This is a genomic window from Xanthomonas sp. 3793 (assembly GCF_024806835.1).
Classification (GTDB): domain Bacteria; phylum Pseudomonadota; class Gammaproteobacteria; order Xanthomonadales; family Xanthomonadaceae; genus Xanthomonas; species Xanthomonas arboricola_F.
The window spans coordinates 903,865-929,818 of record NZ_JANTYU010000001.1 but is presented as its reverse complement, the minus strand read 5'-3'; the positions used below and the strand labels follow the sequence as shown (position 1 = coordinate 929,818).

The following is a 25,954-nucleotide window of genomic DNA, read 5'->3' as shown; positions in this document are numbered from 1 at the left end:
CATACAGACTCGGCCATTGCGGCCGCTACAGCCTTCAGGCGCCCACTGGGCGCCTGAATCGCACTGGGGCGGTGAAGGACGGATGGCAATGGCGCAGTCAGCACGCGGCACACGCAGTGGCCAAACCATGCACATGGTGCGCGGCTGGCTAACGCTCCCTCTGGCGCTGCTGATGGCGATGGCTGTCGGCATGGCCGTGCTCTCTGCACTGGCGATCGAAATCCAATCCGGAGCAACCGCCTGGATTGTCGGTCAGGGCCACTGGTCCAATGCCCAGCAAGAGTCGGTCTACTGGCTGGAGCGCTATCTGGTGAGCGGCGATCCGAGCGATCTGCAGGCCGCCTGCCGTGCGCTGGAGGTGCCGCTCGGCGATCGCGCGGCGCGCGATGCGGTCGAACAGCCGGTGATTGCCTGGACGGCGGTGTATGCCGGGCTTGCGGCCGGTCGCAATGCCCGTGAGGACATGCCGCAAATGGTCAGGCTGTATCGCTACGGCCAGATGATTCCGTATCTGGGCGATGCCATCACGCTGTGGAAGCACACCGATGCCGATCTGTTGAAGCTCAGTGCACTGGCCGACCGTGCTGCCTCCGTGCAAGCCGCCAACAGACCGGATGCGCGCGCGCTGCAGGACCTGCGCGACGAACTGCATCTGCTCGATGCCCGCATGCGCAGCGATGCAGCGCAGTTCCAGGCGCAGCTGATCCGCTGCGCACGGCTGCTGCACGACGTGATGGTGGTCTGCAGCCTGGCCACCTTGTTGTTGGTGCTGATCACCTGCGTGCTGGCGATACGCCGCATCCGCGACTATCTGCTGTCGCACGAGGGCCGGTTTCGCACGGCGTTTCAGCAGGCTGCGCTGGGGATGGTCAAGTTCGACCTGCGCGGCCACGTGCTGGACGCCAACGCATCGATGGCCCATATCCTGCGCTACCGCCCGGAAGAGTTGCAGGCGTCCACGCTCGCCCAGCTGGTGCACCCGGACGACATCGTGCTGGACAGCCGTGGCACGATCGACTGGCCGCGGCTGATGCAGTCCGGCGAGCTGCGCTTCCTGCGCGCCGATGGCGAAGTGATGTGGGGCCGCTGGAGCGCCTCGCTGGTGGAGCCTGGCCCGGAGGAACCCACGCTGGTGCTGGCGGTGATCGAAGACGTCTCGCACGCGCACGAACTGGCCGACGAGGTCGCCTTCCACGCGCGCCACGACGCCTTGACCGGTTTGATCAACCGGCGCGAGATCGAGCGCCGCCTGCTGCATCTGATCGAGCCGCCGCAATCGCCGCAGCTGTGCCATGCGCTGTGCTTCGTCGACCTGGATCACTTCAAGCTGGTCAACGACACCTTCGGACATGCGGTCGGCGACAAGTTCCTGTGCCACTTCGCCGACGTCATCACCATGCAGTTGCGTCCGGGCGACTGGCTGGGGCGGCTGGGTGGCGACGAGTTCGCGATCCTGCTGGCCAATACCGACCTGGTGCAGGCGCAGGCCTTGCTGGAGCGCATGCATGGCGTGCTGGGGCAGCCGTGGAGCCATCAGGGCGGCCGGCCGCTGACGCCGAGTTGCAGCTTTGGCGTGGTGGAAATCCGCCGGGGCGCCAACGACGTCAACGCATTGATGACCGCGGCCGACCTGGCCTGTTTCGCCGCCAAGGAAGAAGGGCGCAACCGGATCCGGTGTCTTGGCGAGAACGATCTGGCCTTGGCGCGGCGTCGGCATGACGGTGGCTGGATCAGCGCCGTGCAGCAGGCGATCGCCGAACACCGGCTGCTGCTGTACGCGCAGAAGATCCAGGTGCTGAGCGACCCCGGCCGTCTGCAGTACGAGGTGCTGGTGCGCATGCGCGCGCGCGATGGGCGGGTGCTGAGCCCGGGCGAATTCCTGCCTGCGGTGGAGCGCTACGGGCTCGGGCGCATGGTCGATGCCCATGTGCTGGAAACCTTGTGCGCGCAGCTGGCCGACAACCCGCTGCATGTGGCGACCCTGGACCTGTGCCACGTCAATCTGTCCGCGCAATCGATCGCGCAGCCGGATTTTCTCGATTTCGTCTGCGCCCTGTTCGAGCGCTATCCCACGCTGGTGTCCAAGCTGTGCATGGAAATCACCGAAACCGCCGTCATCGGCGACCTGGAACATGCGCAGCGCTTTGTGCAGAGCGTGCGCGCGCGTGGCTGCCATGTGGCGCTGGACGACTTCGGCAGCGGCCTGGCCTCGTTCGGCTACCTCAAGCAATTCACCGTCGATGTGTTGAAGATCGATTGCGGCTTCGTGCGCAATTACGCGCATGACGCGGTGGACCGCGCTGCGGTGCATTCCATCGCCCAGGTTGGCCTGGCACTGGGTATCGAAGTGGTGGCCGAAGGGGTGGAGTCGGAGGCGGATATTCCCGGCCTGCGCGACGCCGGCGTGGGCCAGGTGCAGGGCTTCAGCCTGCATCGCCCGTGCCCGCTGGAAGACCTGGTCATGCCGCAGCCCATGCTGGCGGTAACCGGGTAGGGCGCGCCGGCAGCGCTGCGCGCCGGGCCGTTACTGCGCCAGTGTGCGTCGCAGGCTGCAAATGGCCGATAATCCAACGATGACAATCCGACTCAACAAACATATCGCCGATACCGGCTTCTGCTCGCGTCGCGAGGCCGACCGCCTGATCGGCGAGCGCCGCGTCACCGTCAACGGCATGGTGGCCGGCACCGGCGCGGTGGTGGGCGAGGAAGACACCGTGCTGGTGGATGGCCAGCCGCTGCGCGCGCGCGAGGCCAAGAAGCCCGGTGGACGCAAGCATGTCTATATCGCGCTCAACAAGCCGGTGGGCATCACCTGTACCACCGAGAGTTCGGTCAAGGGCAACATCGTCGAATTCGTCGGCCACGAGCAGCGCATCTTTCCGATCGGCCGCCTGGACAAGGAGTCCGAAGGGCTGATCCTGATGACCAGCAACGGCAACATCGTCAACGAGATCCTGCGCGCGGAAAATCGCCACCAGAAAGAATATCTGGTGGCGGTCAACAAGGCGGTCACCGACGAATTCCTGCGTGGCATGGCGCGTGGTGTGCGCATCCACAACGAGACCACCTTGCCGTGCCGCACGGCGCGTATCGCCAAGTTCGGCTTCCGCATCGTGCTCGAGCAGGGCTTGAACCGGCAGATCCGCCTGATGGCTGCCGAATTCGGTTATCGGGTCACGCAGCTGCGGCGGGTGCGTATCGACAACATCAAGCTTGCCGCACTCAAGCCGGGGCAATGGCGCAACCTCAGCGATGCGGAACTGCGCGGCTTGTTGCCGCAGCGCACCGATTGGTAAGCCGGTTGGATGAACTGCCGGATGTGCGAGCGGCCAATGGTGCTCGCGCGGATGGATCGCTCCACGGGGTTTAGGCATATCGCCGCCACTAACGAGTCAGCAGGGGGCTGAGCGCGTGATCAAACCGCAATTGCCGGGAAACGAAGCCGAGCGGCTGATCGCCCTGCGCCAGTACGAGTTGCTGGACTCGCCACCCGAGCGCGCCTTCGACGACCTGACCCTGGTGGCGTCCACCGTCTGCCAGACGCAGATGGCGGCGGTGGTGCTGGTGGACGAACATCGGCAGTGGTTCAAGGCGGCCCACGGCGTGCCGCGTAGCGAAGCGCCACGCGATATCTCGTTCTGCGCGCATGCGATCCTGCGCCCGGACGAGGTGATGACCGTCGAAGACACCTTGCTGGACCCGCGCTTTTTCGACAACCCGATGGTCACCGGCGATGGCGCCGTACGCTTTTATGCTGGCGCGCCGTTGGTCACCAGCGAAGGCATGCCGCTGGGTTCGTTGTGCGTGTTCGACCAGGCGCCGGCGCAGTTGCGCGAGGACCAACGTGCCGCGCTGCAGGCGTTGTCGCGGCAGGCCTCGCATCTGCTGGAGCTGCGTCTGGCCGGCAAGCAGCTGCGTCGGCAGTTGCGCGAGCGCGAATGGTACGAGCAGCAGATGGCGCAGTATTACGCCGCGATGGAAGCGGTCAACGCCGATCTGGTCGAGCAGACGCGTACCGACCCGCTGACCGGCCTGCCCAATCGCCGCGCCTTCACCGCGGCACTGGCGGCAGCGACGCAGCAGACGCGCATCGCCAACCAGCCGCTGTCGGTGGCGCTGCTGGACGTGGATCACTTCAAGGTGGTCAACGACGTGCACGGGCACGACCAGGGCGATCTGGTGCTGCGCGAGCTATCGGCGCTATTGCGTGCGCATGTGGCCGGTGCCGGCACCATCGCGCGTTACGGCGGCGAAGAGTTCGTGTTGCTGCTGCCCAATGTGGACCTGCAGCAGGCACGGGTGCAGTGCGAATATCTGCGCCAGAGCGTGGCGACAATGACGATTGCGCTGCCGGTGACGGTCAGCATCGGCGTGGCCATGTTGTATCCGCACGAAAGCGTGGAAGCGGTGATCAAGCGTGCCGACCAGGCCCTGTATGCCGCCAAGCGCGGCGGCCGCGATCAGGTAGTTGCGCTGGAGTAGGGGTGGGCGTTGTCGCCTGCACGTCAGGTGCGGGGCGCTGCCAGGGCGGTGCGCTTTGGCGCGGGCTTGACGATGGTCGGTAAGCACCACTGCATCGTTCGAGGTTTCGAGCGTGCCCCTGACAGCGGACTGGAGACTGCAGGTCGGTTGACGCTCAGGCATCAAGACGCCCCCTTCGCTGCGGAGCCCTGGCTCAGGTGTTACGCGGCACTGCAACCGCTGCCGGTGGATGCGCGGTCGCGTGATGCCGCGCTACTTGCAGTAGCGGATAAACCATAGCGAACCGTCGTCGGCTGGATTGGCGACGGCGCGCCCGGAACCGGAGCATAGCGGTGACCCCTGCCGAGTCCGGGCACCGGCTGCGCCAGCGTGGCGGTGAGCGCAATGGTGGTGTTGGCCGCTCTCAGTCGACGATGTTCTTGGCTTCGGCCGTGCCCAGCACTTCCGGGTGCACCACCTTGCGCCGGCGTTCCAGCACCGGATGCAGGAACACCGCACCAAGAATGATCGCCACGCCGAGATAGAACTGCAGCGTGAGCTCGCGCTGTTCGCCCAGCAGCGCGATGGCCAGCACGATGGCGTAGACCGGCTCCAGATTGGTCACCAGCTGCACCGAATACGCGCTCAGATGGCGCAGCGCGACCAGCGCCAGCGCAAACGGCAGCAGGGTGCAGGCCAGCGACAGTGCGAGCAGCAACACGCCATCGTGCAGGCTGGGAAGCATCAACAGATCGCCATGCAGGGATGGCAGCAGCAGCGGCATGGCCGGTGCCAGCACGGTCAAGGTCAGCGTGCCGGCACCCAGCTCCAGGGCGGTGACGGTGAGCGGGTCGGCATGGGTCACCATGCGTTTGTTGAGAGAGCCGAACAGCCCGACGAATACGGCCGAAATCGCGCCGACCACCACCCCGGCACGCATGCCATCGGGCACGCCGCCGACCACCAGCGCCACCCCCGGCAAGACAGCCAGGCCGAACAGCAACTCGCGCGGACGGAACGGCCGCTGCGTCACCCATGGCTCGATCACGGCAGTGAACACCGGCGCCAGGGCAATGCAGGTCGCCGCCACCGATGCGTTGGCCAGCTTGATCGCGCCATAGAAGGTCAACCAGTGCAGTGCCACCAAGGCGCCGATGCCGCAATAGCCCAGCACCACGCGCGCGGACAGGCCGCGCAAGCCTCGCCACACCCGCGGCCACAGCGCCAGGGCCGCCACCACGATCAACATGCGCCACCACACCAGCGGCAATGCCTGCAGCGTGATCAACTTGCCCAGGATCGCGGTGATGCCCCAAAGCAGCACGCAGAAATGAATTTGCAGTTGCGCCTTGCGCAGGTCGGTCGTGGGCATGCGCCATTGTCGCCGAAAAACCGCAGGTCGGCGCCGTGCCTGGAGCGGCCGACAAAACCTGGCGAGCAGCCGCCAGGCGGGCTTGGACTGCGTACTCAGAGCCGAAGTGTACGAGTGGAACATGCCGCGCCGGGCACTGGTCCGGCCTGCCTGGCGGTGAGCGCAGCCGTGTTGCCGGCTGCTCCCGAACGCGTTCGGTCAACGCATCCGCCGGGCAGGCAGCGATGCCGGTAACGCGTTATGCAGCGGACAGCTCTTTCAGCAAGGCCATTGCCGCCGCCGGATTGCGCTCCTTGGCCGCACTGATGAAAAACACGAACACCTCGCGCGGCGTGCCTGCCGCCGGTGACATGGGACCCACATGCGGCAGATCGGCCGGGTTTTCGCCGCGTCGCCAGGCATGGATCCGCTCGGCCCATCGTTTCAATGCCGGCGCCGGATAGCCGGCATGCAGGCGCGCCTGGCTACGCATCAGGCGCGCGTAGACGAAGTCGGTGGAAAGATCGGCAAAGGAGGGATGCTCGTCCGAATCGGTGAACACGGTGGCCACGCCGTGGCGGCGCACCAATGCGAGCAGCGACGCATCCACCGCTGCATGGTCGCGAATCTCCAGCACATGCCGCAGGCTGCGTTGGCCTGCGCGTCTGGGCAGCAGCGTCAAAAAGGCATCCAGGTCGTCGGCCTGCAGCCGATGCCCCTGTTCGAATTGCCACACCAGCGGCCCCAGGGTATCGCCGAGCTCGACAATGCCGCCGACGAAGTCCTCCACCTGCGCCTTGGTGCCCGCCAGCGTGCGTGACTGGGTAATGCGTCGCGGCGCCTTGGCAGAGAACACGAAGCCGGGCGGCACCTCATCGCGCCATTTCGCGTAGGTCGCCGGTTTTTGCGCACCGTAATAGGTGCCGTTGATTTCGATGGCGGTGACGTGGCGGCTGGCGTATTCCAGCTCGCGCCGCTGCACCAGGCCGTCGGGATAGAACATGCCTGCACGCCAGGGCGCATACACCCAACCGCCGATACCGACATGGATGCCGTTCAGGGCGGGCGGCGCGGAAGCGAACAGATCGGTCATCTTAGGGATACTCGCTGGCATGAGGTATGCACGATTGCATGTGGCTGGCGGCGGCCACCGCCATAGCCTGGCGTAGCGGGGTTGGATGGGGCGTGACAGCGACGCTGCCAGCGGGCGATGTCGCCTGGCGACACCCAGACGCCACCGCAGCCGGCTACCATGCCTGCTCAGCCGATCGAGACCGCACCGATGACCTGGACCACGCCCGATCTGTGTGACCGTTTTCCCGAGGTGACCGTTGCCGAGCCGTTGTTCCGCCACTTCGGTGGGCGCAGCGTGTTCTGCGGGCCGATCGCGACCGTGCGCTGCTTTGAAGACAACTCGCGCGTGCGCGAACTGGCCTCTACGCCGGGCGAGGGGCGGGTGCTGGTGGTGGATGGCCAGGGCTCGTTGAAACATGCGCTGCTGGGCGACCAGATCGCGGCGCACGCGGTTACCCATGGTTGGGCCGGAGTGCTCATCCATGGCTGCGTGCGCGACGTCGAGATCCTGGCCACGCTGCCGCTGGGCGTGCTGGCACTGGCCGCCTGCCCGCGGCGCACCGAGCGGCGCGATCTGGGCGAGGTGGATGTGCCGGTGAATTTTGCCGGCGTCCCGTTCGTGCCGGGTCATTGGTTGTACGCCGATACCAACGGCGTGCTGGTCGCGCCGCTGCCGCTGGACAGTGCCGGCGGCGCAATCTGATCGACAACAAAGAGGTGTGGCGGTGATCTTGAACCGATGGCTGACGGGAGGCGTGCTGATGCTGGCGACCCTGGTGACAACGACGCACGCGGCCGACCTGCCGGCCGGCATGCAGCAATTCGATGCGCAGATGGAACGGGTGCGCAAGCAATTCGATGTGCCCGGCATTGCGGTAGCCATCGTCAAGGATGGCCAGGTGGTGCTGGAACGCGGCTACGGCGTGCGCGAGATCGGCAAGCCCGAGCCGGTGCAGGCAGATACGCTGTTTGCGATCGCCTCCAACACCAAGGCGTTCACCGCAGCGTCGCTCTCGATTCTGGCCGACGAAGGCAAGCTGTCGCTCGACGACAAGGTCATCGACCATCTGCCGTGGTTTCGGATGTCCGACCCCTACGTCAGCGGCGAGATGCGCGTGCGCGATCTGCTCGCGCACCGTAGCGGGCTGAGCCTGGGCGCCGGCGACCTGTTGTTCTGGCCGACCACCAGCTACAGCACCGAAGAGGTCGTGCAGCGCCTGGCCAAGGTGCCGTTGAACGGTGGGTTTCGCGACCGCTATGCGTACGACAATATCCTGTACGCCGTCGCGCAGAAGGTGATCGAGCAGGTCTCCGGGCAGTCCTACGCCGCGTTTTTGCAGCAGCGCATCTTCGCCCCGGTGGGCATGCGTGGCACGCGCTTCAACGCCGACCATCTGCAGCCCGGCGACAACGCCGCTGTGGGCCATGCCAAGTACGACTTCACCGAGCTGCGCACCGTTGCGCCGTTGACCTGGTCCAACAATTCCGGTGCCGGCGGTATTTACGCAAGTGCGCACGACATGGCGTTGTGGATGAAGGTGCAGCTGGCCGGTGGCGTGTTAGCCGATGGCACGCCGCTGTTCAGCGCCAAGCGGCAGCAGGAGATGTGGTCGATGATCACGCCGATCGCCATTACCGAGCCGCCGGTGCCCGAACTGGCTGGCGCGCGTCCCAATTTTGCCGGCTATGGCGAGGGATGGACTCTGAGCGATTATCGTGGCCATCGGTTGGTGTGGCACACCGGCGGCTGGCCGGGCATGGTGTCGCGGTTGACCCTGGTACCCGACCAGAAGCTGGGCGTGGTGGTGCTGACCAATCAGGAAGTGGGTGCGGCATTCAATGCGGTGACCTTGCAGGTGCTGGATGCGCTCTTGCAGGTGCCGGCAACCGACTGGACTGCTGCCTATGCGAAGGCCTTGGAAAAAGCCGACGGCGATGCGGATGCCAGCTGGAAGAAGCATCTGGACGCGCGCGCGTCACGCTCCACGCCCTCGTTGCCGTTGCGCAGTTATGCAGCGACCTATCGTGACCCATGGTACGGCGATGTGGTGATCCGTCAGGACGGCAAGCGCCTGCGAATGCAGTTTTCCAGGACGGCGCAACTGGTTGGCACGCTGGAACATTGGCAGCACGACAGCTTTATCGTGCGCTGGGACGACCGCGGCTTGAATGCCGATGCCTTCGTCAATTTCGCGCTCACTGCCGACGGCGCGGTGCGCGAGATGCGCATGCAGGCAATCTCGCCGTTGACCGATTTCAGCTTCGATTTTCAGGATCTGCTGCTGACGCCGGTGAAGTAGGGCGCCGCGTCGGTCGCGACCTGTGCAAGCGAACCATCGTCCAGATCGCACAGGGCTTCAGTGCGCCATGCCTGCGACCCGATGGTGGTGCGCGCGGGCATGTTCTAAAACGTGTGCTCGGCTGCAGGAAAGCTGCCGGCTTCCACATCGGCGGCATAGCTGCGTGCGGCCTTGCCCAGCACGCCGTGCAGATCTGCGTATTGCTTGACGAAGCGTGGCAGGCGACCGCTGCGCAAGCCGGCCATGTCCTGCCACACCAGCACTTGCGCATCGCAGCGGTTGCCGGCACCGATGCCGACGGTCGGGATGGACACCGCGGCGGTGATCTGCGCGGCAAGATCGCCGGGAATCATTTCGATCAGCAGGCCGAATGCCCCGGCAGATTCGAACGCAAGCGCGGTATCGATCAAACGCTGTGCGTCCTCGCCACGGCCCTGCACGCGATAGCCGCCAAGCTGGTGTTCGGCTTGCGGGGTGAAGCCGATGTGGGCCATGACCGGAATGCCGCTGCTGGCGAGTTTGCGCACCTGCGGCAGCATGTCGATGCCGCCTTCCAGCTTCACTGCGTGGGCGCCGCCCTCTTTCATGAAGCGCACCGCAGTATGGAAGCACTGCTCGGCAGAGGCCTGGTAGGAGCCGAACGGCAGGTCGGCGATCACCAAAGGCCTGCGGGTGGAGCGCGTCACCGCACGAACGAGCGGGAGCAGCTCGTCGACGGTCACCGGTAACGCGGTGTCGTGTCCATAGACATTGTTGGACGCGGAGTCGCCGACCAACAGCACCGGGATCCCGGCGTCTTCGAAGATCGCTGCGGTGTACATATCGTAGGCGGTCAGCATTGCCCACTTCTGGCCGCGCCTCTTCATCTGCAGCAAGTGCGGGATGCGTACGCGCGGCAGCGGCACGCCGGCAGTGGGTGCGGTGCCGTAAGGGGCGGGATGTTCGCGCGTAGTCGGTTGCATCGGGAGACCTTATGACGTTGGGTTGGGAGGGCCGACCGGTCGGCAAACGTCGACACGCGCGCGGTCTTTCCTGTCGTGCGGCGGCGCTTGCATGGGCTGCCCGACCAGCGTGTCGGACCGCGACCTTCAACGGCAGAAACGGGTCGTCAAACGCTAGAGTGCGAAATGATATCGTTGATGACCGGCAAAGTGCTTCCAATTATTTGCGAAGAATCCCGTGATTGAGGCAGGATATTGCGCATGGATGAGATCGATCGACACATTCTTGCCGAACTGCAATCCGATGGCCGGCTCAGCGTGACCGAGTTGGCCGAGCGCATCGGTCTGAGCGTGTCTCCGTGCCACCGGCGCGTGCGTGCGCTGGAGCAGTCCGGCGTGATCAAGAGTTATCGTGCGCAGCTGGACCCGAGCGCAGTGGGGCTGAATTTTTCCGCCATCGTCTTCGTGATCCTGCGTGAGGGCGACCGCCACGGTGTCGAAGCGTTCGAAGCTGCGGTTGCGCAGGTGCCTGAGGTCGTGCAGGCGCAGCGGTTGTTCGGCGATCCCGACTACCTGTTGCATGTGCTGGTGCGCGATCTGGCCGCCTTTCAGCAGCTCTACGACACGCGCCTGTCGGCACTGCCCAGCGTTCAACGCCTCACCTCCACCTTGGTGATGAAGCATGTGGTGCAGGACCGTCCGCTGCCGCTTGCACCACGCTAGCGCCGATGCGAATCGAACCGGGCCAGTAGATGGTACGTAGAGCCGCTGCCTTGGTTGTGTGATCTGCGTTCGAGCAAAGCGACGTTGCGGCCCGTTGCGGTTCCGCGATGCCTGCGCCGGTGGGCACGCTGCGCTGCGCCGATTCGATGGCCGGCATCGGCACGGCACGGCACGTTTGGCTATCGGCCGCTTGAGCAGACCGCTATGATCCGCTGCTTCTTCACTCGGACCTCATCGGGCCCATGACCACTCCGCAGATGTCGGTGTACTTCTTTTTGCAGGCCGCAGCGATTTTGCTGGTGTGCCGTCTGGTGGGCATGCTGGCCAAGCGTATCGGGCAGCCGCAGGTGGTGGGCGAGATGATTGCCGGGGTGATGCTCGGCCCCTCATTGTTCGGCCTGGTGTTGCCGCAGCTGCAAGCGTCGCTGTTCCCCAAGCAGACCATGGATGTGTTGTACGTGTTCGCGCAGTTCGGCGTGGGCCTGTACATGTTTCTGGTCGGTACCGACTTCCGCGGCGATCACTTCCGTGCGCGCTATCGCAGCGCGATGAGCGTGTCGCTGGCCGGCATCGCGGTGCCGTTTGCGCTGGCCTTTGCGATGTGCCCGTGGTTGCTCAATGTGCAAGGCCTGTTCTCGGAGAAGGCCAAGCTCATGGAAGCCTCGCTGTTCCTGGGCGCGGCCATTGCGATCACCGCCTTCCCGATGCTGGCGCGCATCATCCACGAGCGCGGCCTGACCAATAGCCCATTGGGCACGCTGGCACTGACCGCCGGCGCATTCGACGATGCGGCGGCGTGGTGCATTCTGGCGGTGGTGCTGGCCAGCTTCGGCGGCAGCTGGGGCAGCGCGTATCTGGCCATCGGCGGCGGCGTCGCGTATGCGTTGTTCATGCTGTTTGTCGGCCGGCACCTGCTGCGTCGCCTGGCCGATCACGTGGCGCCGGATCGGCCGCTCAGCAACAGCGTGCTGGCGATCGTGCTGATGCTGTTCTGCGTCAGCGCCTGGGCGATGGATGCGATCGGTATCCATGCCGTGTTCGGCGGCTTCCTGCTGGGGGTGTGCCTGCCCAAGGGCGCACTGACCGAGAAGCTGCGCGAGATGATGCAGCCGTTCGTGGTGGTGTTGCTGCTGCCGTTGTTCTTCACCTATTCGGGCCTGAAAACCCAGCTCAGCGTCTTGCTGCAGCCGCAGATCATGCTGGCCGGCGTGGCCATCCTGGCGGCATCGTTCATCGGCAAGGGCGTGGCCTGCTGGGCCGCCGCGCGCGCCACCGGCGAAAACAACCGCGATGCGATGGCGATCGGCTCGTTGATGAACGCACGCGGTTTGATGGAGCTGATCATCATCAATATCGGCTTGCAGGCCGGAGTGATCGAGCAGGGGTTGTTCTCGGTGCTGGTGCTGATGGCGATCCTGTCCACCTTGATGGCCACGCCGCTGTTCAACTGGATCATGCGCCGCCACGCCAACGTGACCGACGCGGTGCCGAGTCTGCAACAGCGGTGAATGCGCGCAGCCGCCTGGGGTGCCAGGCCGCTGCGAGCGGTACAACGCAAGCGAGAACGCCTCAGCGCGAAAGTGGCAATCGCACGCTGGCCAACAGCCCGCCGCCGGAGCGATTGCTGAGGGTCAGGTAGCCATCGTGCGCCTGGCAGATGGCCGAGGCGATGGCCAGGCCCAGGCCGCTGCCGCCGGAGTGCCGCGCGCGTGAACTGTCCGCGCGCCAGAAGCGGTCCAGCAGGTGCGGCAGATGCGCAGGCTCCACGCCGGGGCCGCGGTCGCCGAACGTGACGATCACATGCCCGCCATCGCGACCCATCTGGATGTCCAGCGCTTTGCCCGCGGCGGCATAACGCAGCGCATTGTCGATCAGGATGGAAAACACCTGGCCCAGGCGATGACGGTCGGCGTAGACGCGGAGTCCGGAAGGCGCAGGAGCGGTGATCGTCATCTGCAACGCATGGATTGTCGGGCCAGCCCATTCCACCTGCTCGGCCATCAGCTCGTGGAGATCGAAGTCTTCGGGCTCCAGCACCAGTTGACCGGCGCGCGCCAGCGACACCAGGTGCAGATCGCCGATCAGTCGGTTGATCTGTTCCAGCTGACGATGCACCAGTCGAAGTTGTTCGGGGTCGCGTGGGAAGACCTCGTCCAGCATGCCTTGCACACGGCCCATGGCGGCGTTGAGCGGTGTGCGCAATTCATGCGCCAGCATTGCGCTGGAGTCGCGCAATTCGCGTTCGTACTGCTGAAGCTTGCCGCTCATGGCGTTGAAGTCGTTCGCCAGCGCGGTGAGCTCGTCCGGTGCGCCGGCCACCAGCTGCGCGCGTGCGCTGAAATCGCCATCGCTGACCCGGTGCGCGGCGCTGGCGACCTGGGAAAATTGCCGCGAGAGCGGACGCGATGCGAGCAGGCCGCAGACCACAATCACCGGGATGGACAGCGTCACCATGGCCCACAGCATCCACCAATCCGGGTTGGCCAGTCCGGGCAGGAAATTTTCCACATCGTAGTATTGCTGGAACAACTGCCACAGACGCGCCTCGTTCGCAGTGGGCTGTTCGCGCAGTTGTTCGAGTTCGGTACGTGCAGCCGCTGGCAATTTTCGCAGGATCAGGTTGTCGCGCAGATTGAAATAGCACCACATGCCGAAGGCGATCACCACCACGGTCACTACCGCCAGCGCGCTCATCCGCAAGCCGACCCACATCCACAGCGGCGCTTGCCGACGCCGGGCAATGAAGCGCCGCAGGGCGTTCATTGGAAGCGGTATCCCACTGCACGCACGGTGACCAGCACGCCGGTGATGCCATGCACTTCCAGCTTGCGGCGCAGGTTGTGGATGTGCGAATCCACCACCCGTTCCAACGCATCGCTGTCGGGCAGGCAGGCGTCGAGCAATTCGCTGCGGGTAAATGCCTTGAACGGGGTCTTGAGCAACGACGCGAGCAGATTGAATTCTGTCGGCGTCAGGTCGAGTGCAACGCTGTCGCCGGTTTCGCGTTGCACGGTGGCCACGACCGCGGCCGGGTCCACACTCAAGCGGCCGTGCCGCAACGGCTCGCCCGGCGCACGCACTGCCACGCTTCGGCGCAGCACCGCATGCACGCGCGCGACCACTTCCTTGGGACTGTACGGCTTGACCACGTAATCGTCGGCGCCGTAACGCAGTGCTCCCAGCTTCTCCGGCTCGTCGCCGATGGCGGTCACCATGATGACCGGCGTATCGCCGGCGCGACGGATCGCCGACAGCACCTCGATCCCGCTGAGCTTGGGCAGCATCACGTCCAGCAGCACCAGATCCGGCGCCCACTGGCGATGCAGGTGTATCGCCCGCTCGCCGTCTCCGGCGATGGCAACGTCGAAGCCGTCGCGACGCAGATAGGCATCCAGGATGCTGGCGCTATCGGCGTCGTCTTCCACCAGCAGAACCTTTTTGCCCGTCATGGCGTGGTGCCTGTCGTCTCGATCAAATCTGGATAAATCCCGAAAACAACCTGGACGCTGCAGGTCGAGGATGTCGGTCGAGATTGGCTCGTTTACTCCGACACCATGATTCCACAAATGACTGCGCATCGTTGTTCCCGCGCCCTGCATCTTGCGGCAGTTGCCGTGCTGCTGGGCGGCTGTTCATTGACGCCTGCTTACCAGCGACCGGCGGTGACCGTGCCGGGCACCTTCGGCAGCGGGCAGGCGGTGGCCGCCGCGGCACCGAGCGCGCCGGTGGGTATCGAGCTGACTCTGCAGGAACGCGCATTTGTGCAGGCGTTCGCGCCGGATCGCGATCTGCGGCCGCTGCTGCAACGCGCGCTTGCGCACAATAGCGACTTCCGTCGCGCCGCCTTGCAGGTGGAGCAGGCACGGGCGCACTACCGCATCGAGCGGGCGGCGCGCGTACCCACCATCGGCGTGGGCGCACAACAGCTGCGGCAGCGTTTCGACGATCCGGCCCTGGACGCACGCTATCAGCAGGATCTGGTGGTCGCCAACGCGGGTATCGGCAATGTCGAGCTGGATTTCTTCGGCAAGCTGCAGGCGATGTCCGAGGCGGCGCGGCAGCGCTATCTGGCCAGCACCTATGGACGCGATGCGGCGCGCGGCGCGCTGATTGCCGAGGTGCTGCGCGCATACACCGCCGAACGGGCAAGCGCCCAGGCGCTGCAGCAGTTGCAGGCTGCCGATGCCGACAGCGCTGCGCTGCTGGCGATCGCACAGCAGCAGTACCGGATCGGGCTGATGGCACGCGAGCAGCGCGATGGCCAGCAGCATCAGGCCGACCAGGCGCACGTCGCGGCACTGCAGGGGGCCGACGACCACGCTGCGGCGTTGCGTGCGCTGCAGTTGCTGGCCGGTTACGACAGCGCGCCGGTGCCCGGCGACCTGCAGCGCCTGGTTGCCGCAGACACGTCCAGCACGGCATGGCGTGCGCTGGATTCTTCGCTGTTGCTGCAACGCCCGGACATCCAGCAGGCGGAACTGGAACTGCGCGCGGCAAACGCCGATATCGGCGCCGCACGCGCTGCGTTCTTTCCATCGATCACCCTGAGCAGCAGCGTGGGCACCGCCAGCGACGGCTTGAATGGGCTGTTTTCCGCCGGCCACGGCATGTGGAGCTTCAGCCCGCAATTGAATCTGCCGTTGTTCGATGGCGGCCGCAATCGCGCCAATCTTGCGTTGGCGCAGGTACGCCAGCGCGCCGATGTCGCTGCCTACGAACAGGCGATTCAATCCGCCTTCCGCGAGGTTGCCGATGCGCTCGACGCACACGCCACCTTGGCCGAGTCCGAGCCACGCGTGCGTGCGCAGGCCGAGCGTGAGCAGTTACGCGTGACGCGGATGGCCAGGCGCGTTGACGCAGGCCTGGAAGACCGCACCAGGCTGTTGACCGAGCGCCTGCGCACGACGCAGGCACAACTGGATTACCTGACCACCGCACGCCAGCTCGTGCTGAGCCGGATCGCGCTGTTCCAGGCGTTCTACGGCGTTTGCCTGCCCCCTTTTGCTGATTGCTGACGGAGATTTTCATGGCCATTGTGTTTTCCACGCGGCTGCATCGTCGCGCTGCCCTGCACGTGTCGCTGTTGGCTTCCGGCCTGTTGCCACCGTGCCTTGCGCACGCGCAGACCGATCTGACCGGCAGCTCGCGGCTGCTGGGCGACCGTACCGAGATCACCGTGGGCGCGGCGGCGGTTGCGGCGCCGCGCTATGCCGGCGCCGAGCGCGCCCGCGTGCAGGCCAACCCGGTGCTGGTGGTCCAGCGCGGGATGCTGTTCTTCGATACCGCGCGTGGCGCGGGGCTGCAATTCCAGAGCGACTCCGGCTTCTATGCGTCGCAATCGGTGTATTACGACCTGGGCCGTCTGCAACGCGACAACGACTGGCGTGCGGGTTCGCGGCTGTTGGCCGGCATGGGCGACGTGCCGGGATCGGTCACGGCGCGCACGCTGGTGATGCAGCAGATCACCCCGTACCTCAACATCAATGCCGAAGCCGAATTTGCGCTCAAGGACGATGCGCGGCGCAATCGCTATCGCGCCGGGATGGAGTTCACCCTGCTGCACAGCGCCAGCGACACGGTGACGCTGGATCTGGACGTGCATGCCGGTGACCGTCGTTTCAATCAGGCGTACTTCGGTGTCACCGATGCGCAGGCGGCACGTTCGGGCTTGCAGGGCTTCAATGCAGGGTCCGGTGTCTATGCCGCTGCGGTGGGGAGCAGCTGGACGCACTCGCTGGGCGATCACTGGGCCACCACGGTGGGCGTGACCGGAACACGTTATGCCGACAACGCTGAGGATAGCCCACTGGTTGTACGCCGCAGTTTCGTCAGCGGCACGGTTGCAGTGACCTATAGCCGCTGAGCGGCGCATGGCAGGGGAGAGCGTGATGAAGGATTTTTTTCGCAGCATGGCGTGGTGCGTTCTGTCGCTCGTGCTGGCCGGTTGCAGCCAAGCGGATGCACCGGCTGCCGAGACACCGCGGGCGGTCAAGCTGGAGCGCTTCGGTGCCGGCCACGACGGCTGGCTGCAGGTGCCGGCGATGGTGCGTCAGCAACAGCGCGCCGAGTTGGCATTCGAAAGCGGCGGACGCATCGCCGCCGTGCTGGTGGATGTGGGCGATCGCGTGCAGAAAGGGCAGGTACTGGCACGTCTGGATGCCGAGCCGCTGCAGCTGCGCCAGCAGCAGGCCGACGCGAACCTGCGTGCAGCGATGGCACAGTCTGGCGAGCGGCAGCTGCAACTGCGCCAGCAGCAGGCCATGTTCGACGATGGCGCCAGCTCTGCGGCCACGCTGACCGCCGCACGTGCGGCGGCGGATGCGGCAAGCGCGCAGCTGCAGGTGGCAAAGGCCGACCTGGCGCTTGCGCGCCGCGCATCGCGTCTGGGCGAGTTGCGCGCACCGTTCGATGGCAGTGTGATCGCACGCCTGCAGCAACCGCAGGCCGATGTGGCGGCGGGGCAGGCGGTGCTGCAGGTGGAAGGGCAGGCGCATCTGCAATTGCTGGCCAATCTGCCGCCTGTTGTTGCCGCCGGGCTGACGCCAGGGCAAACCGTGCAGGCCACACTGGCCGACGAGCCTGCGGTGCCGCTGACGTTGCGACTGCGCAGCCTGTCCAGCCGCCTGGATAACGGCGCCACTGCGTTGGCGATTCTTGAGGTGGTGCGCGCGCCACACGCGTTGCGCAGCGGCGGCAGTGTCCTGCTGCAATTGCCTGCACATGCCGCAGGCGCGCCCAGCGTGCCGCTGTCGGCGGTATTGCCCAGGCTCAATCGTCAACAGGCCAGCGTGTTCGTGTATCGGCCGGCACAACGGATCGTGGTCGAGCGTGCGGTCGAGCTCGGGTCGATCGTCGGCGGCCGGATCCAGGTCCAGCGCGGATTGCAGGCAGGCGAACAGGTGGTCAGCACGGGCGTGGGCTTCTTGATCGATGGCCAGCCGGTGATACCGTTTCAGGCGCAGACGCAGCTGGGCGGAGTGCCGGCGCCATGATGCTGACCCGGATGGCGATGACGTCGAGCCGGCTGACGTTGTTTGCGGCAGTGATGATCCTGGTTGGCGGCATCGTGGCGTTTCTCGGCTTTCCCTCGCAGGAAGAACCGTCGGTCACCGTCCGCGACACCGTCGTGTCGGCGTCGTTTCCGGGCATGCCCAGCGAGCAGGTGGAAACCCTGTTGGCGCGCCCGATCGAAGAGCGCTTGCGCGAACTGGCCGGCATCAAGCGCATCGTGACCACGGTGCGGCCCGGCAACGCGATTGTGCAGCTGACCGCCTACGACGACGTGCAGGATCTGCCGGCGTTGTGGCAGCGCGTGCGCGCCAAGGCGACCGAGGCCGGTGCGCAGCTGCCTGCGGGTACGCTCGGGCCATTGATCGACGACGACTTCGGCCGGGTGTCGGTGGCCTCGATTGCGGTGACGGCGCCGGGCTTTTCGATGAGCGAGATGCGTGCGCCGCTGCGGCGCATGCGCGAGCAGCTGTACACCTTGCCGGGCGTGGAGCAGGTGAGGTTGTACGGGCTGCAGGACGAGCGTGTCTACGTGGCGTTCGATCGCGCGCGGCTGCTGGCCACCGGCCTGAGCCCGGCCGGCGTGATGGCGCAGTTGCGCTCGCAGAATGTGGTGGCCTCCGGCGGGCAGACGACGGTGTCGGGGCTGGCGATGACGGTTGCGACTTCCGGCGAGATACGCACGCCTGCGCAGTTGCAGAACCTGCTGCTGACCTTGCCGACAGCTGACGCCACCGGCGCGCGCGAGGTGACCTTGGGCGAGCTGGCGCAGGTGCAGGTGATGCCGGCCGACCCGCCGGAAAGCGCGGCCGTCTACCAGGGCCAGCCAGCGGTGGTGGTGTCGGTGGCGATGAAGCCTGGCAGCAATATCGCCGAGTTCGGTAAAACGCTGCGCGCCAAGCTGGACGAGACCGCGCACCAGCTACCCGCAGGGTTCGCGCAACACGTGGTCACCTTCCAGGCCGACGTGGTCGAGCGCGAGATGGACAAGATGCACCACGTCATGGGCGAAACCATTGTCATCGTCATGGCCGTGGTGATGCTGTTCCTGGGCTGGCGCACTGGCTTGATCGTCGGCGCGATCGTGCCGCTGACCATCTTCGCCTCGCTGATCGTGATGCGAGTGCTGAGCGTGGAACTGCAGACGGTATCGATCGCGGCGATCATCCTGGCGCTGGGCCTGCTGGTGGACAACGGCATCGTCATTGCCGAAGACATCGAGCGCCGCCTGGTTGCCGGGGAAGAGCGACGTCAGGCGTGCATCGCTGCCGGCCGCACCCTGGCCACCCCGTTGCTGACCTCCTCGTTGGTGATCGTGCTGGCGTTCTCGCCGTTCTTCTTCGGCCAGACCAGCACCAACGAATACCTGCGCTCGCTGGCGACCGTGCTCGGCGTGACCTTGCTAGGGTCGTGGCTGCTCAGCATCACGGTGACGCCGCTGTTGTGCATGTATTTCGCCAAGGTGCACGTCGCGTACAGCAGCGAGCAGGCGCCGTCGCGGTTCTATCGCGGCTACCGCTGCCTCATCGAGCGCGTGCTGATGCACAAGACGCTGTTCATCGCCGGCATGGTGGCGATGCTGGCGGTGGCGGTCACGGTGCTGGTGTCGATTCCTTACGATTTCCTGCCCAAGTCCGATCGTCTGCAGTTCCAGATGCCGGTGACCTTGCAGGCGGGCACAGATTCGCGTGAAACCCTGCGCACGGTGAGCGAGTTGAGCCGTTGGTTGGCCGATCGCCGCGCCAACCCGGAAGTTGCCGACAGCATCGGCTATGTCGCCGACGGCGGCCCGCGCATCGTCTTGGGCCTGAATCCACCATTGCCGGCGGCCAATATGGCGTATTTCACCGTGAGCGTGCGGCCTGGCACCGACATCGATGCAGTCATTGCACGGGTACGCGCGCATGTCCTCAGCGCCTTCCCCGCGGTACGCGCCGAACCGAAGCGGTTTTCGCTGGGCGCGACCGAAGCCGGGATGGCGGTGTATCGGGTGGTCGGCCCCGACGAAGCGGTACTGCGCAGCAGTGCGGCGGCCATTGCAAAGGCGCTGCGCGCAGTGCCGGGCACCGTGGATGTACAGGACGACTGGCAGGCGCGTATTCCGCGCTACGTGGTGCAGGTGGACCAGCTCAGGGCGCGGCGTGCCGGCGTGAGCAGCGAAGATGTCGCCCAAGCGCTGCAGGCACGCTACAGCGGCGTGGACGCCTCGTTGCTGCGCGACGATGGCAGCTCGGTGGCGATCGTATTGCGTGGCAGTGCGCAGGAGCGCGCCGCCGATGGCACGCCCGGCGACACCCTGGTGTACCCGCAAGCCGGTGGTGCGCCGGTGCCGCTGGCGGCGGTGGCCACGGTGCTGCGCGACAGCGAGCCTTCGGCGATCCAGCGGCGCAACCTGAGTCGAGCGATCACGGTCACCGCACGCAATCCAGGGTTGACCGCGACCGACATCGTCGAGCGGCTGTCGGCGCCGATGGCCGCGCTCAAGCTGCCGCCCGGCTATCGGCTGGAGATCGGTGGCGAGCTGGAGGATTCTGCAGAGGCCAATCAGGCCCTGCTGCAATACATGCCGCACGCACTGGGCGCCATCCTGCTGCTGTTCGTGTGGCAGTTCAACTCGTTCCGCAAGCTGTTCATCGTGATGTCGGCGGTGCCGTTCGTGCTGATCGGTGCGGCATTGGCGCTGGTGATCACCGGGTATCCGTTCGGCTTCATGGCCACCTTCGGCTTGCTGGCGTTGGCCGGGATCATCGTCAACAACGCGGTACTGCTGCTGGAGCGCATCGAGGCCGAACTGGCCGATGGCCTGCCGCGCCGCGAAGCGGTGGTCACTGCAGCGGTCAAGCGCCTGCGTCCGATCGTGATGACCAAGCTCACCTGCATCGTCGGCCTGATCCCGCTGATGCTGTTCGCAGGCCCGCTGTGGACCGGCATGGCCATCACCATGATCGGAGGCCTGGCGCTGGGCACCTTGGTGACGCTGGGCTTGATTCCGATCCTGTACGACGTGCTGTTCGGCCTGCACCTGCCGGGGCGTGGAGCGGATGCGGCGTAAATCAGGGTCGGCAAAGGTGTTCGGTGGCGTGCGCTGGACGGTGCTGGCAACGCGGTCTGCGGCATCGTCCATCATCGGTCGGGCAGCATGTCGCAGCGTGCTGCATGCAGCGGTTGTGCGGGCAGGTTGCTGCGCCGTTGGCGCCTGACCGTGCCACTGCGATGCAGGCGCGGCCTGCTCGCGCCATACTTGGCGTCGAAACAGGCGACCAAGACCCGATGACCAAGGCCAAGAAGAAAGCTGCGCAGCAGGTGGTGCCCGCGCCCGCGCCGGTGTACCAGCTGCATGTTTCGCTGGTGGATAGCGCACCGTTGATCTGGCGGCGCGTGCTGGTGCCGGGGGCGCTGCGCCTGGCCACGCTGCATCGCGTGCTGCAACCGGTGATGGGCTGGAACGCTGCGCATCCTTACGAATTCGACCTGGGCGGCGGCCGCTACGGCGAGTCCGGGCTGGATGTTCCGGACCGACCGCGGCTCAAGCATGCGGCCCGTGCCACGCTGGAAAGCGCAGTGGGCGAGCTGGAGCGGTTCGACTATTTCTACGGTCGCGGCGAGGGCTGGCAGCACCGCATCCAGGTCGAGGCGATCCTGCCGCCTGATGCGGGCTTGCCCGCGGCGCGTTGCGTGGATGGCGCCAATGCCTGTCCTCCGGACAGCAGCGAAGGAATCGACAGTTACCAGGCGTTGCTGCAGATCATCGCCGACCCGGATCATGCGCAACACGTGCAGGAGCTGGCCACCCTGGGTGGGCGCCTGGATCCGGGCTATTTCGAGCTGGACGAGATCAATCGTTTGCTTGCACGTGTTCGCGACTGACGCCTCCTGACCTGCCGTGATATCCAGGCCATGCATGGCCTGGGCAGTCCGATGCGACGGACCCGCTTGCCCGTCGCGTGCATGGCAGCCTGCCGTGGACGCGATGATGCACACGTCCAACGCCAGCGCCACTGCAGCTTGACGCGCGATCAGCTAGCCTGATCGCCCGGTGTTTCCCGAAAGTGTCTGCAATGTTCCGCTGGTTCGAGTCCCTGATCGATATCTTCCCGCCCATCGAGCGGGAGATGCCGCCCCGCAGTGTGTGGCGTTTCTATCTGCATTATCTGCGGCCGTTATGGCCGATCCTGCTGGCCACGCTGATCGCCGGACTGTTGCTGGCCTTGGTGGAAGTAGCGATGTTCGACTTCCTCGGGCGCATCGTGGACATGCTGGCCGAGCGGCCCGGGGCGGACTTCTTCCGCCGTCATGCCGGCGAACTGCTCTGGATGGCGGCGATCACGCTGGTGGCGCGGCCGCTGTTCACCGGGCTGCACAATCTGCTGGTCAACCAGGCGATCGTGCCGGGCCTGAGCAACCGCTCGCGTTGGTTGATGCACAACTACGTGGTGCGGCAGAGCCTGGGCTTTTTCAACAACGATTTCGCCGGGCGCATCGCCAACCGGGTGATGCAGACCGGTACCTCGTTGCGCGAGTCGGCGGTGCAGATGGTCGATGCGCTCTGGTACATCGTGGTCTATACCGGCAGCGCGCTGTGGTTGTTCGCGCAGGCCGACCCCTGGCTGATGGCGCCGCTGCTGATCTGGCTGGTGGTGTATGTCGGGTTGATGGCGTTCTTCGTGCCGCGCATGAAGGCGCGCGCCTGGGTGGCATCGGATGCGCGCTCCAAGGCCACCGGACGCATCGTCGATGGCTATACCAACATTTCCACGCTCAAGCTGTTCGCCCATGCCGGCCGCGAACAAGCCTATGTGCGCGACGCGATCGACGAACTGGCGGTCAAGCATCGCAGGCAGACGCGCGTGACCACGGCGATGGACACCGCCATTGCCGTTGCCAACGGCTTCCTGATCGTCGGCACCTGCGCACTGGCGCTGTGGCTGTGGAGCCGCGGGCAGATCAGCGTGGGCGCGATCACCCTGGCCACGGGCCTGGTGATCCGCATCCACAACATGTCCGGCTGGATCATGTGGACGGTCAACGGCATCTTCGAAGACATCGGCAGCGTGCAGGACGGCATGCAGACCATTTCGCAGCCGGTGCTGGTGCAGGACGCGCCCGATGCGGTGCCGCTGCAGGTGACGCAAGGACAAGTGCAGTTCGAGCACATCCATTTCCATTACGGCAAGCGCGGCGGGGTGATCGCCGGGCTGGATCTGCAGGTGCGTGCCGGCGAGAAGATCGGCCTGGTCGGGCCATCGGGTGCGGGCAAGTCGACCCTGGTCAACGTATTGCTGCGCCTGTACGACCTGGAGCAGGGACGCATCCTCATCGACGGGCAGGACATCGCCCAGGTCACCCAGGAAAGCCTGCGTGGGCAGATCGGCCTGGTGACCCAGGACACCTCGCTGCTGCATCGCTCGATCCGCGACAACCTGCTGTACGGCCGGCCGCAGGCCAGCGATGCGCAGATGCTGGAAGCGGTGCGCAAGGCGCGCGCGGAAGGCTTCATCGACACGCTGGTCGATGGCGAAGGCCGACGCGGCTTCGATGCCTATGTGGGCGAACGCGGGGTCAAGCTGTCAGGCGGTCAACGGCAGCGCATCGCCATCGCGCGCGTGTTGTTGAAGGACGCACCGATCCTGATCCTGGACGAGGCCACCTCGGCGCTGGATTCGGAAGTGGAAGCGGCGATCCAGGACAGCCTGGACGCGTTGATGGGCAACAAGACGGTGATTGCGATTGCGCACCGGCTGTCCACCATCGCGCGCATGGACCGGCTGGTGGTGATGGACGCCGGACGCATCGTCGAGACCGGCACGCATGCGCAATTGATCGCACAGGGCGGGCTGTATGCACGCCTGTGGGCGCGGCAGACCGGCGGGTTTGTGGCGGCGGATGGGTGATGAGCTTGCTTGGGGGGATTGTTTAAAAAAGGGCAGCAACGGCGTTGGCAAGCCCGCTCTCCTGTGGGAGAGGGGTTGGGGTGAGGGTACGGGGCGAAGCCGCTCGCTGGTTCAGCCACAAGAGGCTTCGCCCGCACCCTCATCCGCCCCTTCGGGGCACCTTCTCCCGCGCGGGAGAAGGAACATGCATCAAACCAGGCAGTAGCCGCTCTCCCGCGCGCGGGAGAAGGATCGATCACTCGATCGGCTGGTCCAGCATCAGCTCGCGTGCAAAGCGCACCGGCGGCGCACCATAGGACAGCATCTTGTCGTGGTAGGCCTTCAGGTTGAAGTCCTTGCCCAATTTGTCCTGCACCGCCTTGCGTGTATCCAGGTGTTCCTGCACGCCGACGAAGTAGGTCGGCAGCTGCGCCGACGACAGCTGCGCACGCACCCACTTGCCCGAGGCTTCGCTTTCCTGCTGGAAGGTGTCGTGGGTCATCAGATGCATCGCCTTGTCGCGATCCCAACCGTCCACATGCACGCCCTGGTCGAGGATGGCGTTGGCGATGGTGCGCAGGTAGAACTTGAGCTGCACCAGGTGGAACAGCGGGTCGTTCTCCAGATAGCCCTGCTCCTGCATCATGCGTTCGGTGTACACCGCCCAGCCTTCTGCGAACATGCCCGAGCGCAGCACCGCACGCAGCGTGGAGGGGAACTTGGCCGAGTGCCAGCCTTCCAGGTAATGGCCCGGCGTGCCCTCGTGGATGCTGAGCAGATGGATCATGCGGGTGTTGTATTCGCGCAGGAACGAATCGACCTGCTGGTCGTTCCAGTCGTCGGGAATCGGCGAGACCGCGTAAAAGGTCTTGAGATTCTTGTCGAGCGGGCCAGGCGAATCGCAATACGCCACCGCCACGCCACGCTGGAATTCCGGCATCAGGATGATGTCCACCGGCGAATCCGGCAGCGTCATCAAATCCTTCTGGCGGACGAATTCGGTGGATTGCGCCAGCGCGGCCTTGGCATCGTCCACCACCTTGTCGCGCGCGGGTTTGTCGGCATAGGCCAGTTCCAGCGCGGCTTCGATCGCAGCCTGCTGCTGGTCGTCGCTGGGCGAGGCGGGCAGCTTCGGTGCGCCCGGCTTGTCCTTGAGCACGGTACGCGCGATGTCGTACATCTGGCTGCGCACGCGTTTGAGTTCGGACTCCGCACGCTGTTTGATGTCGGCGCGCGACAGCGACGACAGCAGCGCGAATTTCAGCTTCTGATCATACTTGTCCGCACCGACGCGGAAGTCGCCCTTGGCATTGGGCACCAGCACGGTGTCCAGCCAGGTCTGTTGCTCGGTCACGGCCTTGCGCAGGTTGTCGATGGCCGCCTGCGCGCGCGCCGCTTCGATCGGGCCGAGCTGGCTGATGTTGGGCGCGATGAAGGTATCGACGATGCTCAGGATGCCCTTGTTCTGCTTGGCCACCGTCTCGGCGTGGATCCTGGGCACGCGCGCCGGGTCCAGGTTGGCGCGCGCCTGGGCGAAGATGCTGGGGATCTTTTCCATGCGCTGGGTGGCCGACGCCAGCCGCTCGGGCAGCGGCGCGAACTCGCGCGCCATCAGGCCGTACAACGCGCTGCCGGCCAGGCCGTTGTAGACCTGCGGGTCCCAGGCCCAGCTCTGCAGGACCTCGGTGTTCCAGAGTTCCGACTGCAGCTGGTTACGCAGGATCGCCGCATCGACCTGGTTCTCGCGCGACAGCTTGGCGACGTCGATCGCATCCAGCTCGCTCAGCAGCTTCTTGCCTGCCTCCAGGCTGCGCTGGCGCCCGGCGGTGCTGAGATCGTCGATCTGCGTATCGAAGCGGTGATCGCCGGTCTGGGTGGCGGTGACCGGCGACAGCTGCATCCAGGTGTCCAGGGCTTGTTTGGACAGCGCGGCAAAACGCGCATCCGGGGTCTGCGCATCGTGCGCACCGGCGGGCGGCGCGGTATCGGCGCGCGGCGATTCGGGCTGCTGCTGGCAGGCACTCAGGCCGGCGATCAGGGCGAGGACAAGCAGGCGTTGACGCATGGTGGGTCCTGGTGGAGTCAATCTGCCAGCATAGGCAACTGCGCGGTTGTCCGCATCCGCCATTGGTTTAGAGTGGCGGTCGACGCGGTGCGTCGCGCGCCAAGCGGGTGCTGCCGGCATGCTGAATCGGCCGGTCTGCGGCACAGGCCCTGGCTGGCGCC

The 25,954-nt window shown here is 65.8% G+C and carries 19 protein-coding genes and 1 other RNA gene; 13 read left to right on the top strand and 7 right to left on the bottom strand.

What is annotated here, in order from left to right; genetic code table 11:
* The first annotated feature begins 88 nt into the window (after positions 1 to 88).
* The 3 genes from FHY18_RS03870 (at position 89) to FHY18_RS03860 (ending at position 4,482) form a co-directional block, all read left to right on the top strand.
* The gene (locus tag FHY18_RS03870; protein WP_259151410.1) at positions 89 to 2,494 is read left to right on the top strand and encodes an EAL domain-containing protein; all 2,406 of its coding nucleotides are present in this window, start codon (positions 89 to 91) and stop codon (positions 2,492 to 2,494) included.
* A 79-nt stretch (positions 2,495 to 2,573) separates the two neighbouring features.
* Positions 2,574 to 3,296: a pseudouridine synthase gene (locus FHY18_RS03865; RefSeq protein WP_259151406.1), complete on the top strand. Its 723-nt coding sequence runs from the start codon at positions 2,574 to 2,576 to the stop codon at positions 3,294 to 3,296.
* Between the two features lie 115 nt (positions 3,297 to 3,411).
* Entirely contained in the window at positions 3,412 to 4,482 is a 1,071-nt protein-coding gene (locus FHY18_RS03860; RefSeq protein WP_259151405.1) for a sensor domain-containing diguanylate cyclase, read from the top strand.
* Positions 4,483 to 4,885: 403 nt separating this feature from the next.
* On the opposite strand, the gene FHY18_RS03855 is transcribed toward FHY18_RS03860, so the two are convergent.
* The 3 genes from FHY18_RS03855 to FHY18_RS03845 all read right to left on the bottom strand — a co-directional run bounded on the left by FHY18_RS03855 (position 4,886) and on the right by FHY18_RS03845 (position 6,905).
* Entirely contained in the window at positions 4,886 to 5,833 is a 948-nt protein-coding gene (locus tag FHY18_RS03855) for a DMT family transporter (RefSeq protein ID WP_259151404.1), read from the bottom strand.
* Positions 5,834 to 5,879: 46 nt separating this feature from the next.
* Positions 5,880 to 5,956, bottom strand: a non-coding RNA gene (locus FHY18_RS03850) — sX9 sRNA.
* Between the two features lie 115 nt (positions 5,957 to 6,071).
* The gene (locus FHY18_RS03845; protein ID WP_259151403.1) at positions 6,072 to 6,905 is read right to left on the bottom strand and encodes a DUF72 domain-containing protein; all 834 of its coding nucleotides are present in this window, start codon (positions 6,903 to 6,905) and stop codon (positions 6,072 to 6,074) included.
* 189 nt (positions 6,906 to 7,094) lie between these two features.
* On the opposite strand from FHY18_RS03845, the gene rraA reads away from it, so the two are divergent.
* Together rraA and FHY18_RS03835 are read left to right on the top strand one after the other, a co-directional pair.
* Positions 7,095 to 7,589: a ribonuclease E activity regulator RraA gene (rraA, locus tag FHY18_RS03840; protein WP_259152488.1), complete on the top strand. Its 495-nt coding sequence runs from the start codon at positions 7,095 to 7,097 to the stop codon at positions 7,587 to 7,589.
* A 22-nt stretch (positions 7,590 to 7,611) separates the two neighbouring features.
* A complete protein-coding gene (locus FHY18_RS03835; RefSeq protein WP_259151402.1) occupies positions 7,612 to 9,186 on the top strand; it encodes a serine hydrolase in 1,575 nt (524 codons plus the stop codon).
* Between the two features lie 104 nt (positions 9,187 to 9,290).
* Here FHY18_RS03835 and panB read toward each other — a convergent pair whose 3' ends face one another.
* Positions 9,291 to 10,148 carry a 3-methyl-2-oxobutanoate hydroxymethyltransferase gene (panB, locus tag FHY18_RS03830; RefSeq protein WP_259151400.1) on the bottom strand — a complete coding sequence of 286 codons (858 nt, stop codon included), beginning with the start codon at positions 10,146 to 10,148 and terminating at the stop codon, positions 9,291 to 9,293.
* Positions 10,149 to 10,388: 240 nt separating this feature from the next.
* Between panB and FHY18_RS03825 the strand changes: the two genes are divergently transcribed.
* Together FHY18_RS03825 and FHY18_RS03820 are read left to right on the top strand one after the other, a co-directional pair.
* Positions 10,389 to 10,850 (top strand): Lrp/AsnC family transcriptional regulator, encoded by a 462-nt coding sequence (locus FHY18_RS03825; RefSeq protein ID WP_259151399.1) that lies wholly within the window; start codon positions 10,389 to 10,391, stop codon positions 10,848 to 10,850.
* A gap of 242 nt (positions 10,851 to 11,092) precedes the next feature.
* Positions 11,093 to 12,358 carry a cation:proton antiporter gene (locus FHY18_RS03820; protein ID WP_259151398.1) on the top strand — a complete coding sequence of 422 codons (1,266 nt, stop codon included), beginning with the start codon at positions 11,093 to 11,095 and terminating at the stop codon, positions 12,356 to 12,358.
* Between the two features lie 61 nt (positions 12,359 to 12,419).
* Here the strand turns inward: FHY18_RS03820 and FHY18_RS03815 are convergent, their stop codons facing one another.
* On the bottom strand, positions 12,420 to 13,613 hold the full coding sequence (locus tag FHY18_RS03815) for an ATP-binding protein (RefSeq protein ID WP_259151396.1): 1,194 nt from the start codon (positions 13,611 to 13,613) through the stop codon (positions 12,420 to 12,422).
* Positions 13,610 to 14,299 (bottom strand): response regulator, encoded by a 690-nt coding sequence (locus tag FHY18_RS03810; RefSeq protein WP_259151393.1) that lies wholly within the window; start codon positions 14,297 to 14,299, stop codon positions 13,610 to 13,612. Before FHY18_RS03810 ends, FHY18_RS03815 begins: the two co-directional genes overlap by 4 nt.
* A gap of 105 nt (positions 14,300 to 14,404) precedes the next feature.
* Here FHY18_RS03810 and FHY18_RS03805 point away from each other — a divergent pair, with 105 nt between their 5' ends.
* The 6 genes from FHY18_RS03805 to FHY18_RS03780 all read left to right on the top strand — a co-directional run bounded on the left by FHY18_RS03805 (position 14,405) and on the right by FHY18_RS03780 (position 23,749).
* The gene (locus FHY18_RS03805; RefSeq protein ID WP_259151392.1) at positions 14,405 to 15,865 is read left to right on the top strand and encodes an efflux transporter outer membrane subunit; all 1,461 of its coding nucleotides are present in this window, start codon (positions 14,405 to 14,407) and stop codon (positions 15,863 to 15,865) included.
* 11 nt (positions 15,866 to 15,876) lie between these two features.
* Complete coding sequence (locus FHY18_RS03800; protein ID WP_326521192.1) at positions 15,877 to 16,713, top strand: MipA/OmpV family protein; 837 nt, start codon at positions 15,877 to 15,879, stop codon at positions 16,711 to 16,713.
* Between the two features lie 25 nt (positions 16,714 to 16,738).
* A complete protein-coding gene (locus FHY18_RS03795; protein WP_259151391.1) occupies positions 16,739 to 17,842 on the top strand; it encodes an efflux RND transporter periplasmic adaptor subunit in 1,104 nt (367 codons plus the stop codon).
* On the top strand, positions 17,839 to 20,910 hold the full coding sequence (locus FHY18_RS03790; RefSeq protein WP_259151388.1) for an efflux RND transporter permease subunit: 3,072 nt from the start codon (positions 17,839 to 17,841) through the stop codon (positions 20,908 to 20,910). The genes FHY18_RS03795 and FHY18_RS03790 overlap by 4 nt, the downstream gene beginning before the upstream one ends.
* A 218-nt stretch (positions 20,911 to 21,128) precedes the next feature.
* Positions 21,129 to 21,725, top strand: a complete 597-nt coding sequence (locus tag FHY18_RS03785) for a plasmid pRiA4b ORF-3 family protein (RefSeq protein WP_259151386.1) — start codon at positions 21,129 to 21,131, stop codon at positions 21,723 to 21,725.
* Positions 21,726 to 21,916: 191 nt separating this feature from the next.
* The gene (locus FHY18_RS03780) at positions 21,917 to 23,749 is read left to right on the top strand and encodes an ABC transporter ATP-binding protein (RefSeq protein WP_259151384.1); all 1,833 of its coding nucleotides are present in this window, start codon (positions 21,917 to 21,919) and stop codon (positions 23,747 to 23,749) included.
* Positions 23,750 to 23,984: 235 nt separating this feature from the next.
* Here the strand turns inward: FHY18_RS03780 and FHY18_RS03775 are convergent, their stop codons facing one another.
* The gene (locus FHY18_RS03775) at positions 23,985 to 25,793 is read right to left on the bottom strand and encodes a DUF885 domain-containing protein (RefSeq protein ID WP_259151383.1); all 1,809 of its coding nucleotides are present in this window, start codon (positions 25,791 to 25,793) and stop codon (positions 23,985 to 23,987) included.
* Between the last annotated feature and the right edge of the window lie 161 nt (positions 25,794 to 25,954).